The following is a 13,045-nucleotide window of genomic DNA, read 5'->3' as shown; positions in this document are numbered from 1 at the left end:
CTCGTGACCTTGTCTGGGGTCCTGCGCTTGGGTTCTTCCCCTTAACATCGTGATGTTTGTTCGTGGATGAACCAACATCACGATGTTAGGCGAGAGTTGGGCGTTGTCCTCCCTCACGAGGCGGCTCAACCGGCGCAACTTCAGGGAATGCACGCCGCCACGTTTAGACTGCCGTTGGCGGAGGTCGTCCTCCCGAAGTCAAACAGCGTCAAGGAGAAGCATGCAGCAGCCGCACGCGGTCATCGCCCTGCCGAACAACATCGAAATCGACGCGCGGGCCCACCGCAACGGCCTGGCGCTCGTCGCCGCCGGCTACCGCGTCACCATGGTCGGTTTCGGATCTGGTATTCCCCCGCAGGGCACGATCGCAGGGCTGGACTACATCCTCTGCTCGCCGAAGGCACCCGTCGCCGGGCCAGCGCGGCTCACGCTCACCTACCGCGCCGTCCGCAAGGCCTTCCACGTCACGATGAAGCGGCGACCCCCGCAGAAGGTACTCGGGGCCGTCGCCCGCGTCGACCACTTCACCAACTCCGTCAAGAGCCGGGCCACGAAGGCCGCAGGGAAGGTGCGCGCCAAGGTCGCCCCCGCCAAACCGGTCGAGGGTGCCGACGACCATAGGTTCTGGGAGAAAGCGCTTCCGCAGGTGGGCGTGATGACCGCCGCGATGAAGCCGACGCTGATCGAGCTGCAGCCCGACGTGATCGTCACCGACGTACACCTGCTTCCGCTGGCCACCGAGGTCGCCACGGTGTTCCGTGCACGCGGGCACCGGGTCGGTGTGGTCTACGACGCCCGCGAGTACGTCTACGGCCTCGCCAGCGAGGACCCGAACGTCACTGAGGGGTTCCCGGCGCTCGAATCCGAGTACATCAGGCAGGTCGACGCGACCTTCACCGTCTGCGAGCCCATCGCGGAGTTTCTTCAGGAGAAGTACGACCTTCCCGTGGAGCCGGAGCTGGTGCCCAACGCGCCGATCGGCCAACTGCCGCCGGTTGAGCACCCGATGACGATCAGTGACTTCCTGAAGCTGCCAGAGGGCACCCCCCTCCTCGTCTATGCCGGTGGCCTGTCATACCACCGTGGGGTACACGACGTGATCTCCGCGCTGCCCGAGCTTGCCGAGGTGCATCTCGCGATCGGTGCGCGGCGGGGCAGCTCCTACGTCGTCGAGTTGGAGGAGCAGGCCGAGCGGCTGGGGGTCAGGAACCGGGTCCACTTCGTGCCGTTCGCCCCGACCCACGAGGTCGCCGAATACCTTTCGTCGGCGACCGCCGCGATTTTCCCGTTCCTGCCGGTCGGCAACCACAACTGGGCCGCGCCGAACAAGTACTACGAATCGGTGCAGGCCCGGCTGCCGATCCTCACCTCCAACATGGACTGGCTCACCCAACGCGTCACCAGCCTTGGCATCGGAGAGGTTTTCGAGCACTCCAACCCGGCGTCGATCGTCGAGGCGACCAGGAAGCTGCTAGGCGACCTCGACTCGTACCGTGCCAGGCTGACCGACGAACTCGTCGCGTCCCACACGTTCGAGGAGTTCGAGCCGACGGTCCAGAAGGTCGTGCTCGGGGTCACGGCCGAGCGGGCCAAGGAGGGGTTGCGCCCCGGCAGCCTGCACGGGCAACTCGCCGCCATCCGCTCCGACATGCTCCGCCAGCGCGCCAGCTTGTCTGATTCCGAGATCTTCGAGCCGCGTCCCCGGCTGCGGATCGGGACGGCCAACACCGGCGGTCAACCCCAGCTGTGGGCGACCAGCCTGATGCGCGAACACCCAGAGGCGATCGCGGAGTCCGTCTGGATCTACCGCGAAGGTCCCCTCAAGTTCCCGGTAGACGAGACGGTGACCTATCAGCAGTGGGTCTCGCCTGCCTGGCAGCGAAACCTGATGCGCAAGCTGGAGAATCGCGTATCGCACGTCCTCACCGAATCGGCCCGCGCGAGCGTCGGCGCCCACTTCGGAAAGTTCTTCTACGAGGAGACCAACTATTTCCGTCAGCAGGGCATCCGGCAGGGGCTGGTGTTCCACGGCTCCGACATCCGGAACCCGCGGAGGCACACGGAACTGGAGCCGGATTCGCCGTTTGTGGACGCGAGCGATGAACTGACCGCCGTGCTGCAGAAGCAGGTCGAGGCGATCACCCCGCACGTGCTGGCGTTCGACGGCCCCGTCTACGTCACCACAAATGACCTGCTCGACTACCTGCCCGGCGCGTCCTGGTTGCCCATCGTCGTCGATACCGGTTTCTGGCACAGCGACGTCGTGCCGCTGACCCGGGACGGGGCCCCGATCGTCTTCCATGTCCCGAGCAGAGGGTCGATGAAGGGCAGCGACCGGGTAGACGAGGTGTGCGAGCTGCTGCAATCTGAGGGGCTGATCCGCTACGTGCGGGACGAACACCTGACCCGCGATCAGATGCGGGCCAGGATGATGGACGCCGACATCGTCATCGACCAGCTCAGGCTCGGCGACTACGGCATCACCGCGGTCGAGGCCATGTCCGGTGGCAAGCTCGTCATCGGGCATGTCGCCGACCGGGTCCGTGAGCGGATCCCCGGCGACGTGCCGATCGTCGAGGCCGATGCACACACCCTCGAAGACGTGCTCCGCAACCTTCTGACCGACCCCGCCCGGGCCGCGGAAATCTCCGAGGCCGGACGTGGCTACGTCCGGGAGTGGCACGACGGGACCCGCAGCGCCGAGGTGCTCTCCGGATTCATGGGCCTCTGAGGGCGTCGAATCGTGAACATCCTGATGCTGGTGGCGACCTCGGTTGCGACCGACACCCGGGTCCTCCGGGAGGCGCGCACCCTGGTGCAGGCCGGACACAGCGTCCACATCGTCGGCCGCTCGGTGCCAGACGGTTTCGACCCGGGTGACGGCCTGACCGTCTCCAGCGTCGGCACCTCGTCGGTGTTCAGGGCAGAGGGCGGGTCGTCGCTCCAAGGCAGGAAAATGTCCCCGGTGACGCGGCTCGCCCGCTGGGCGCTCCTGCCCCAACACCGCCACTCCGCCTTCGGACGATGGGCCGACGGCGCGATCGAGGACGGGCGTGGCCGTCAGTTCGACGTCGTACACGCCCACGACTTCACCGCACTCAGGGCGGCGGCGACCCTGGCAGGCGAGCGGAATGTGCCGTTCGTCTATGACTCGCACGAGTTCTGGCCAGGGCTGCCGCGCGAATATCGCCCCACACCGCTGGCCGACCGCCGCGAGCGCCGGGAGGAGGCCGAGTTCGGGGGCCGCGCCGCCGCGGTGCTCACCGTCGGTGAGGGTGTCGCAGACGCCCTGCGGAACCTGTACGGCTGGGACAACGTCACCGTCGTGCACAACAGTTTCCCCCTCCGCGACGACCTGCCTGAACCGTTGCCGCGGCCCCGGGGGCTCGTTTACGCAGGCCGTGTCGCCGCATTCCGGGAACTCGAGACGATCGCGGAAGCCAGCCGGGGATTCGACCTGCCCATCACCGTCATCGGCCCCGCCGACGAGACCTGGCTGACGACCTTCGACCGCGCCCGCCTCGACGTGCAGCCGGCCCGGCCCCTCGAAGAAGCGTCGCAACTGCTGCAGGAGGCAGGCGTATCGCTGGTGACCCACTCGAACAAGTGGCTCAACCACCGCCTCGCGATGCCGAACAAGCTGTTCCACGCCGTCAGCCTCGGGGTGCCACTCGTCGCCACGGATGTCGGTGAACTGGCCCGGATGGTACGCCGATACGACCTGGGCGCGCTTTACACACCGGGCGATGCTGAATCGTTGCGCTGCGCGATAGGGACCGTGGTACGAGATTATCCGCGGTGGGCAGGTAATGTCAGGGCAGCGCGTAGCGAGCTCAGCTGGGAAAGCGACGCCGACCGTCTGGTGGCGGTATACGCAGATTTGGATCGCACGAGGGAGGAGAGGACATCGTGAAGCGGTGCCGCCTCGCCCAGAATGACGGGGTCAGAAGGTGAAGGGAAAGACCGAGTCTCGCTCGGACGTACACATTTACACCCCGCACAAGGCGGGCCTTCCCCGGATGGGGGAGTACTTCCGGGACCTGTGGCGGCGTTGGGACTTCGCCATGGAACTGGCAAACACCAACATGCGTGCCGCGAACACCAACACGGTGCTCGGGCAACTGTGGCTGGTCGTCAACCCGCTGCTGCTGGCGGCGGTCTACTTCCTGCTGGTTGTCGTGCTGCGCGGCTCAAGTGGCGGCAGCGTGGATTTCCCCCAGATCGCAGGCGGCCTGTTCCTGTTCTTCCTGATCACCGGAATCATCCAGTCGTGCGCCACTTCGGTCACAAACTCCGGGTCGCTCGTGCTGAACATGAACTTCCCAAAGCTGCTGCTGATCGTGTCGAACACATATCTGGCGGTGCGTCGCTACCTCCCTACGCTGCTCGTGTATCTGGTGATCCACCTGCTGTGGGGCAAGCCGTTCACCGTGCACATGCTCTGGATTCCGCTCGCGATTCTCTGCGCCACCATGGTCGGGATGGGCATCGGGGCGCTCGTCGCCACGCTGCAGGTCTACTTCCGTGACACCGCCCAGTTCCTGCCCTACATCATCCGGATCTGGTTGTACGCCTCGCCGGTGCTCTACACGGCAGAGCAGTTCCTCGACACCGCCATCGGGAAGCACATGGGCCCGTTCGTGCAGCTCAACCCGGCCACCTCGGTGCTCGGTATCTGGGGCGACGCCACGCATGCCGCCAATCCTTCCCTCACCTACATTGTCATCGCGGTCGGCTGGAGCCTCCTGCTCACGATCGTCGGTGGCCTCGTCTACATGTCAAGGGAGCGTGAGTTCGCTGTCCGCCTCTGAGAAACCAATCGAGCGCGACCCAGGGGCCGAGGAGCCCAAGAGCGACGAGTCGGTCGCCGCGCCCACCCTCTACTCAGACGACGCTGCCGTAGTCGTCGACGGCCTCGACATCACCTACCGGGTGAGTCTTGAGCGCAAGAACTCACTGAAGAACGCCCTTGTGCGCAAAGCCAGGCATGAGCAGGTCCGCTACCGTGAGGTCAAGGCGATCAAAGGCGTGTCCTTCGACGTGCCTGCCGGGAAGTGCACCGGATTCATCGGCGCCAACGGTGCTGGCAAGTCGACGCTGATGCGCGCCGTCGCAGGGATCCTTCCCCCGACGAAGGGCCGCATCGAGGTGCGTGGCAAGGTCAGCACCCTGCTCGCGCTCGGCGTCGGTTTCAACACCGCTCTGACCGGCCGCGAGAATGTCCTCCTCGGCGGGATGGCCGCGGGGCTTTCCCGCGATCAGGTCAACGAGAGGTTCGACGAGATCGCCGGTTTTGCGGATCTCGGCGACTTCATCGACATGCCCCTGCGCACCTACTCCTCCGGCATGCGTTCACGACTGGCGTTCTCGGTGTCGGTGTTCATGAACCCCGACATCCTCATCATCGACGAGGCGCTGTCCGCAGGAGATGCGAAGTTCAAGCAGAAGGCTAGCCAGAAGATGTCTGAGTTGATGGAGACGGCCGGCACCATGCTCCTGGTCTCGCATGCGCTCACCTCTATCCAGGAGATGTCCGACGAGGTCATCTGGCTGCACAAGGGACGGCTGATCCGCCGCGGCGAACCGAAGGAGATCTGCGACGCGTATCTCGAGTTCCTCAAGGTCGGGGACGAGGCCGTAGTGATGGAGGACTTCTGAACCCCAGGGCAGCCATCGTCACAACTGGGCATGACGTCGCCGACGCAAGGCTGCACCGCACGGCCGCGGCACTCCGCCGGGCCGGCTTCGACGTCGAGGTGTTCGGTCTGGGTGACGCGCAGCGCGGCCCGGTCGGATGCCGGGTGCATTCGCGGCGCAGGGCGCACAAGGTCGTGCGGGCCGTGCAGGCCCTCGCCCTCCCGTGGCGTCCGACCGCCGACGTGCTGATCACGATCGACCCGGAGACATCGCTTGCGGCCTTCCTCGCCACCCGTGGCAGGGCTGCCTGGGTCGCAGACGTGCACGAGGATTACGCGTCGCTCCTCAGGGACCGGGCCTGGGTGCCGATGCCCCTGCTTAAGGTGTTGCAGGGCGCGGTCCGGCTCCTGACCAGGCTGATCGCGCGGGCCGACCTGGTTCTGGTGGCCGACGAGCACGTGCCGCCCGGCGTGGCCCGCAGCAGGTACGTGATGCGCAACGAGCCCGACTTCTCGCTGCTCCCCGAACCGGGAGAGATGAGCGACGAGGCGCCGTGGCGTGCGATCTACATCGGTGACAACCGGGAGACAAGGGGGCTGCGCACGATGGTCGAGGCCGTCGCGGCGACGTCGGGGGATGAGGAGCCTTGGACGCTTGACCTGGTCGGCCCGGTGGCAGACACCGATCGGGATTGGCTCGCCGAGAGGTTGACGCAGCCCGACGCCCGCCGGATCACCTCGCATGGCAGGCAGGAGCCGCTGCGGGCGTGGCGGGTCGCGGAGGGCGCCGACGTCGGCCTGTGCCTATTGGCCGACACCCCGGCATTCGTGGAGGCGATGCCGTCGAAGGTGTACGAATACCAGGCCTGTGGGCTGCCGACGATCGCGACGCCGCTGCCCAGGGTCGCCGACCTGATCCGCCGCACTGGCGCGGGGACCCTGGTGCGTGACGTGCCCGAGACGACGGAGGCGCTGCGTAGGTTCGCCACCGACCCGCAATGGCGAGCGGGCCTGCGTGCGGCGGCGAAGAAGGCGGCGGTCGCGTCCAGGGCGGGGCACAACACCTATGACGAGGCCGCGGCCCGGATCCTGGAACTCGTGCACCGCTGAACTTCCGCGGACGACGAGGCCGGACGGAAGGCTCAGACGCTCGAACACCTGACCAATGCGGGCACTCCCGGGGTCGGCTCGGTCCCGGCTCGCCCCCGTCCTGGTCCGGACGCCCCGTCCCCGGTCCCGACTCGGAAAATCGGCCAGTGGTCGATTGTGCTTTGTCTGGTGTCGAGGATCGGCCACTGCCTTGTGTGGGTGTCCTGGGTTGTGGTCGGAAAAGCGGCAGTGGTCGATTTTCCAGGCAAGACGGATCAGAACTGGCCACTGGTCGATTTTCGGGAGTGCTTCGGGGTGTCGGGAGTGCTTCGGGGTGTCGGGAGTGCTTCGGGGGTGTCGGGGGTTGTCGGGAGTCCTTCGGGGTGTCGACAGTCCCTCGTGGGTTCTCGGCAGTCCCCTCGGGAGTCGCCGTCCCAGCGTCCGGCCCTCTTCGGCAGTCCCTCGGGAGTCGGCCCAACCCCCGGCGCTCCTCAGCCGCGACCTGACGGTGGTTGAGGCCCACCTCGATGACCAGCGTGCCCGCGCATCTCACGGGTTGACCCCAGACAACGAAACTCCGCGCGGTATGCTCACCCTCAGCGATCGAAGGGAATTGGTGGATGGTCCGCATTCAGGAAAGCGCCGACGTCTCACCCGACGCCACAATCGGCGAGGGATCCTCAATCTGGCATCTGGCGCAGGTGCGTGAGGACGCGGTACTCGGAGAGAACTGCATCGTTGGGCGTGGGGCCTACGTCGGTACCGGCGTGAAGATGGGCGACAACTGCAAACTGCAGAACTACGCATTGGTCTACGAGCCCGCGGTGCTGGAGGACGGCGTGTTCGTCGGCCCCGCCGTCGTGTTCACCAACGACCACTTCCCCCGCTCGGTCGACCCCGACGGCAAGCTCAAGCGCGGCGACGACTGGGAGGCGGTCGGCGTCACCTGCCTTACCGGCTCGTCCATCGGCGCCAGGGCCGTGTGCGTCGCGCCTGTGACGATCGGCCGCTGGGCCATGATCGCCGCCGGTGCGGTCGTCACCAGGGACGTGCCGGATTTCGCACTCATGGCGGGGGTTCCCGCCAAACGCATCCGCTGGGTGGGGCGTGCCGGTGTGCCGCTCGAACCCGGCGAGGCCGACGGCTCGTGGGTCTGCCCCGAGACCGGCCAGCAGTACCAAGAACAAGACGACATCCTCGTGGAGGTTTCAAAGTGAACGACTTCATCCCACCGGCCAAGCCGCTGATCGGCGATGAGGAGCGCGCGGCCGTCGACCGTGTCCTGCGCTCCGGCATGATCGCGCAAGGCCCGGAAGTTGCGGCCTTCGAGAAGGAGTTCTCCGAGCATTTCGGCCTCGGACGCGCATGTGTGGCGGTCAACTCCGGCACCTCCGGCCTGCATCTCGGGCTGCTGAGCGCCGGCATCGGTGCGGGCGACGAGGTCATCGTCCCGTCGTTCACGTTCGCTGCGACGGCCAACTCCGTCGCGCTGACCGGCGCCACCCCGGTGTTCGCAGACATCGCGCTTGACGACTTCACGCTCGACCCGGCATCGGTTGAGTCTTTCATCACCGATAAGACCAAGGCGATCATGCCGGTGCACCTCTACGGGCACCCCGCCAAGATGCCTGAGCTTCAGGCCGTCGCCGACAAGCACGGCCTGATGATCTTCGAGGACGCGGCCCAGGCGCATGGCGCCTCGCTCAACGGCACCCCCGTCGGCGCATTCGGTGTGTTCGGGATGTTCTCGCTCTACCCGACCAAGAACATGACCTCCGGCGAGGGCGGCATGGTCTCTGCCGCCAACGACGAGATCGAGCGCAACCTGCGCCTCTACCGCAACCAGGGCATGTTGCAGCAATACCACAACGAGGTCGTCGGCCTGAACAACCGAATGACCGACATCCACGCCGCCATCGGCCGGGTGCAGCTCACCAAGGTGGACGCCTGGACCAAGCAGCGCCAGGACAACGCGGCATTCCTGTCTGCGAACCTCGAAGGCGTCATCGTCCCCGCCGTGGCCGACGGCGCGGTGCACGTCTACCACCAGTACACGATCCGCGTCGCGAGCGACCGTGACGGCCTCGCGAAGGCGCTGAAGGACGAGTACAACATCGGCTCCGGGATGTTCTACCCGGTTCCAAACCACCGCCTCAAGACGTTCCAGCGTGACTACCACCTGGCCAACACCGAGCAGGCGGCCCTTGAGTGCCTCTCCCTCCCGGTACACCCGTCGGTTTCGCAAGCCGACCTTGAGCGCATCGTCACCGCGGTGAGCACCCTCGCCAAGGCCGGTGCGTGACCATGGCGAACCTCCGCGCCGGCCTCATCGGCCTCGGCTCCATGGGCCGTCACCACGCGCGCAACCTGCGCGCCATCTCCGGGGTCGACCTGGTCGCGGTAGCCGACCCGGCAGGTGACGCGTTCGGCGTCGCAGGCGGGCTCGAGGTGCTGCCGAGCGTCGAGGCTCTCATCGAACAGGGCCTCGACTACGTGGTGGTCGCCACGCCGACGAAGTTCCACGAGCCGATCGGCACCGCGCTTGCTCAGGCCGGCGTGCACGCCCTGGTCGAGAAGCCGCTCGCGGTCGACACCGCGGCTGCCCGTAGGCTCGCCGAGGCATTCTCGTCGCGCGGCCTGGTCGGTGCCACCGGCCACATCGAGCGGTACAACCCTGCCCTGCAGGAACTTCGCCGTCGACTCGCAGACGGGCAACTCGGCGACCTCTACCAGGTAGTCACCCGCCGTCAGGGACCGTTCCCGGCCCGCATCGCCGACGTCGGCGTCGTCAAGGACCTCGCGTCGCACGACATCGACCTGACCGCCTGGGTGACGCAGCGCGACTACGAACTGGTCGCGGCCCGCACCGTGTCGAAGGCCGGGCGTGAGTACGAGGACATGGTCGCCGCCACCTGCCAGCTCACCGGAGGTGTGATGACCTCGCACCTGGTCAACTGGCTGACGCCGACCAAGGAACGCCTCACCATCGTCACAGGCGAGAAGGGCATGTTCATCGCCGACACCTTGACCGCCGACCTCACGTTCTACGCCAACGGCCAGGTGCACGAGAGCTGGGACGACATCGCGCAGTTCGGTGGCGTCACCGAGGGCGACGTCACCCGGTTCGCGATCCCCAAGCCGGAGCCGCTGCGGACGGAGCACGAGAACTTCCGTGACGCCGTCCTCGGTAAGGAAGGCGCCGACATCGTCACGATGGAGCAGGGCGCCCGCGTCGTCGAGGTGTGCGAGGCGATGATCGAATCGGCTGCCACCGGCAGGTTCGTCGCGCTGCAGAGCTGAAAAGCATGACGCCGACCGCGCCGCACCACTGTGCGGCGCGGTTGCCGCGTCCGGGATAGGTGCCGTGCGTTGCGGCGCGTAGGCTGACCCAGGGCCAAGGCCCGGGAGGAGAAACCCATGAAGATTGCGGTCGTAGCGCTCGGCAAGATCGGGCTGCCGCTCGCCGTCCAGTACGCCGACGCCGGGCAAGAGGTCATCGGTGCCGACGTCAACCAGAAGACTGTCGACCTGGTCAACGCCGCGACCGAGCCGTTCCCCGGTGAGGCACACCTCCAGGAGAAGCTCTCCGAGGTGGTCCCCGCCGGTCGGCTGCGAGCCACCACCGACGTGGCCGCGGCGGTCGCCGAGTCGGAGGCCGTGGTCGTGGTCGTGCCCCTGCTGGTCGACGCCGAGGCGCGACCGGACTTCGGCTGGATGGACGAGGCGACCCGCAACATCGGTCGTGGCCTCAAGCCGGGGACGCTGGTCAGCTTCGAGACGACCCTTCCTGTCGGCACCACCCGAGGCCGCTGGAAGCCGATGCTTGAGGAAGTATCGGGCCTGACCGAGGGCCGTGACTTCCACCTGGTGTTCTCACCAGAGCGGGTCCTCACCGGCCGGGTGTTCGCAGACCTGCGTAAGTACCCCAAGCTCATCGGGGGCCTCTCGGAGGACGGCGCCGCCCACGCCAAGGCGTTCTACGAGGCCGTCCTCGCCTTCGACGAGCGCCCCGACCTTCCCCGGCCCAACGGGGTCTGGGATCTCGGCACCGCGGAGGCGGCAGAGATGGCGAAGCTGGCCGAAACCACGTACCGCGACGTCAACATCGGTTTGGCGAACCAGTTCGCCCGGTTCGCCGGTAGCCACGGCATCGACGTGTTCCAGGTGATCGAGGCGTCGAACTCGCAGCCGTACAGCCACATCCATCGCCCCGGGATCGCCGTCGGCGGCCACTGCATCCCCGTCTACCCCAAGCTGTACCTCTGGACGGACCCCGACGCCAGCATCGTCGCCACCGCCCGTGAGGCGAACGCCGCCATGCCCGCCTACGCCGTCGACCTGGCCGCCGAGGCACTCGGGTCGCTCGAGGGACGCCGGGTCGCCGTGCTCGGCGCCGCCTACCGCGGCGGGGTGAAGGAGACCGCGCTTTCCGGGGTGTTCCCGGTTGTCAAGGCCCTTGCCGAGCGGGGGGCACGGCCCTTCGTGCACGACCCGCTGTTCAGCGACGCCGAACTCGCGGCGATGGGATTCGACGCCTATCAGATCGGGGACGAGGTCGACGCGGCCATCGTCCAAACCGACCACGCCATGTACCGCGACCTCGGGGCAGAGGACCTGCCCGGAGCTGGCGTCGTCGTCGACGGACGTCGGGTCCTCGACGCCGCGCGATTCGCGGGCACCACGTTCATCTCGCTCGGGAAGGGGAACTGATCGTGCCCAAGCCCAGGATCGTGCTGTTCCGGCACGCGCCCGTCGACTTCGATTCGCGAATCAAGCGCATCGCGACGACGCTGCACCGTGGCGGATTCGAGCCAATCATCATCTCGACGGAGCCCGCAGGCGGCGAGTCCGGCGAGTTCCTCCTTGGCGGGCACACCCGGGTGATCCGGGTGCCGCTCCAGGCCTGGCCGACCGAGCAGGCGCCCAAGCCCAACCCGAACGCCGGTCGCGCTTCGCGGTTGAGGAGGCAGCGGGACGTGTACGCCGGGCGTGTCCGAGGCCTCGACGTCGCCTCCGCGAAGTCGGTCGCCAAGTGGGCGATCACCACGGCGAAGCTCTGCGTCGTCGGGTCGTTGACGGTCAAGGACCGGCTGGTCACCAGGGGTAAGGCCGTCCGTGCGAAGCTGCGGAGGTCGGACGACCCGTTCGAGGGCCTCGACATGCCGCGTAACCTGCCGGTCGCGCACAACCTCGTCTACACGCTCAAAGATCTGCTCGTCGAACTCGAACCCGACGTGCTGCACGCGCACAACCCGCTGGTGCTTCCAGTTGCGTGGGCCGCGGCCCGGGAGTTGCGGGAGAACGGGCGCTTCGTGAAGCTGTCCTACGACGTCCGGGAGGATTTCGCGGGTCTGCCGGCCAAGGAGATCGGCAACCCGGCCGCGCATGAGGCGCTGCTCGGCACCGAGCGGGCGTTCATGCCACTGGCCGACTACGTGATGACGGTCACCGAGTCGCACGCCCACCTGCTGCAGGACAAGTACAAGCTGCCGGTGCTGCCAGAGACGGTCGTCAACCTGTCGGTTTTCCAGCCGATGGTGGGCGACGTCACGGTCCGTGAGGCCGCGGGGCTGGGGGATGGCGTGCCTCTGCTGGTCTACGCCGGGGTGATGAGCTGGGCGCGTGGGATCGAGACGCTGATCGAGTCGATGGCGCACCTGGATGAGAAGATCCACCTGGCGATCGTGACGATGCCGCTGCCGCACCCGATGCAGACGAAGCTCGACCCGCTCGCCGAGGAGTTGGGGGTCCGCGATCGGATCCACTACCTCGACCCGGTGAACCAGGCGAACCTGTCCTACTACCTGCACGGCGCCGACGTCGCCGTCCACCCGCTTCCCGGCGGGTCGCCGAACCACGACCGGACGCTGCCGAACAAACTGTTCGAGTACCTGCACGCGGAGCTGCCGCTCGTGTCGTCGGACGCGAAGACGATGGCGCAGTTCGTCGTCGACAACGGCATGGGCAACGTGTTCACCACCGGCGACCCGGTGGACCTCGCGGAGAAGGCGACGGCCCAACTGGCTCACCCGGTGCCGCAGGCCCATCTGCATGAGTTGGCTGAGAAGTACTCGTGGCAGAGCAACGAGAAGATGCTGATCGCGTCGTTCGGGCGGTTGACGGACTTCGTCGGCGAGGAGCCGTCTGGCCCGTTCGGGTCGACCGAGGTGGACCCGGTCGCCTGACTTGCGGGGGTTGGGTGCGGGTTTGAGCAGGATTTACTGTTCATTGACGGCGTCGTCGCGTTGTCTGCTGACGATGCCGTCAGCTTCCCGTTGAGTGTCGGATCCTGCTCATTTTGGGTGGGGCGGGGGTTGGGT

10 protein-coding genes are annotated in these 13,045 nt (G+C 67.1%); all 10 read left to right on the top strand.

Features of this window, described 5'->3' with window-relative positions; genetic code table 11:
* The first annotated feature begins 220 nt into the window (after nucleotides 1-220).
* Nucleotides 221-2,731: a glycosyltransferase family 4 protein gene (locus tag BUC15_RS04650; RefSeq protein WP_073186375.1), complete on the top strand. Its 2,511-nt coding sequence runs from the start codon at nucleotides 221-223 to the stop codon at nucleotides 2,729-2,731.
* 12 nt (nucleotides 2,732-2,743) lie between these two features.
* On the top strand, nucleotides 2,744-3,913 hold the full coding sequence (locus BUC15_RS04645; protein ID WP_073186374.1) for a glycosyltransferase: 1,170 nt from the start codon (nucleotides 2,744-2,746) through the stop codon (nucleotides 3,911-3,913).
* Nucleotides 3,914-3,950: 37 nt separating this feature from the next.
* Nucleotides 3,951-4,811 carry an ABC transporter permease gene (locus BUC15_RS04640; protein WP_073186373.1) on the top strand — a complete coding sequence of 287 codons (861 nt, stop codon included), beginning with the start codon at nucleotides 3,951-3,953 and terminating at the stop codon, nucleotides 4,809-4,811.
* A complete protein-coding gene (locus BUC15_RS04635; protein WP_245787890.1) occupies nucleotides 4,789-5,658 on the top strand; it encodes an ABC transporter ATP-binding protein in 870 nt (289 codons plus the stop codon). The genes BUC15_RS04640 and BUC15_RS04635 overlap by 23 nt, the downstream gene beginning before the upstream one ends.
* Nucleotides 5,659-5,801: 143 nt before the next feature.
* The gene (locus BUC15_RS04630; RefSeq protein WP_217652113.1) at nucleotides 5,802-6,746 is read left to right on the top strand and encodes a glycosyltransferase; all 945 of its coding nucleotides are present in this window, start codon (nucleotides 5,802-5,804) and stop codon (nucleotides 6,744-6,746) included.
* A 599-nt stretch (nucleotides 6,747-7,345) separates the two neighbouring features.
* A complete protein-coding gene (locus BUC15_RS04625) occupies nucleotides 7,346-7,942 on the top strand; it encodes an acyltransferase (protein WP_073186371.1) in 597 nt (198 codons plus the stop codon).
* Nucleotides 7,939-9,027 (top strand): DegT/DnrJ/EryC1/StrS family aminotransferase, encoded by a 1,089-nt coding sequence (locus tag BUC15_RS04620; RefSeq protein ID WP_073186370.1) that lies wholly within the window; start codon nucleotides 7,939-7,941, stop codon nucleotides 9,025-9,027. The genes BUC15_RS04625 and BUC15_RS04620 overlap by 4 nt, the downstream gene beginning before the upstream one ends.
* Before the next feature lie 2 nt (nucleotides 9,028-9,029).
* A complete protein-coding gene (locus tag BUC15_RS04615; protein ID WP_073186369.1) occupies nucleotides 9,030-10,025 on the top strand; it encodes a Gfo/Idh/MocA family protein in 996 nt (331 codons plus the stop codon).
* Nucleotides 10,026-10,142: 117 nt separating this feature from the next.
* Nucleotides 10,143-11,435 (top strand): nucleotide sugar dehydrogenase, encoded by a 1,293-nt coding sequence (locus tag BUC15_RS04610; protein WP_073186368.1) that lies wholly within the window; start codon nucleotides 10,143-10,145, stop codon nucleotides 11,433-11,435.
* Between the two features lie 2 nt (nucleotides 11,436-11,437).
* The gene (locus tag BUC15_RS04605) at nucleotides 11,438-12,910 is read left to right on the top strand and encodes a glycosyltransferase family 4 protein (RefSeq protein WP_073186367.1); all 1,473 of its coding nucleotides are present in this window, start codon (nucleotides 11,438-11,440) and stop codon (nucleotides 12,908-12,910) included.
* Nucleotides 12,911-13,045 lie beyond the last annotated feature (135 nt).

Source organism: Tessaracoccus bendigoensis DSM 12906, assembly GCF_900141915.1.
Classification (GTDB): Bacteria; Actinomycetota; Actinomycetes; order Propionibacteriales; family Propionibacteriaceae; genus Arachnia; species Arachnia bendigoensis.
Note: the sequence above shows the minus strand (reverse complement) of the source record. Positions and strands in the feature narration are given on the sequence as shown.

Coding starts and splice junctions, on each gene's coding strand:
- BUC15_RS04625 (WP_073186371.1), top strand. CDS start 7,346: ATGGTCCGCATTCAGGAAAGCGCCGACGTCTCACCCGACGCCACAATC.
- BUC15_RS04610 (WP_073186368.1), top strand. CDS start 10,143: ATGAAGATTGCGGTCGTAGCGCTCGGCAAGATCGGGCTGCCGCTCGCC.
- BUC15_RS04650 (WP_073186375.1), top strand. CDS start 221: ATGCAGCAGCCGCACGCGGTCATCGCCCTGCCGAACAACATCGAAATC.
- BUC15_RS04615 (WP_073186369.1), top strand. CDS start 9,030: ATGGCGAACCTCCGCGCCGGCCTCATCGGCCTCGGCTCCATGGGCCGT.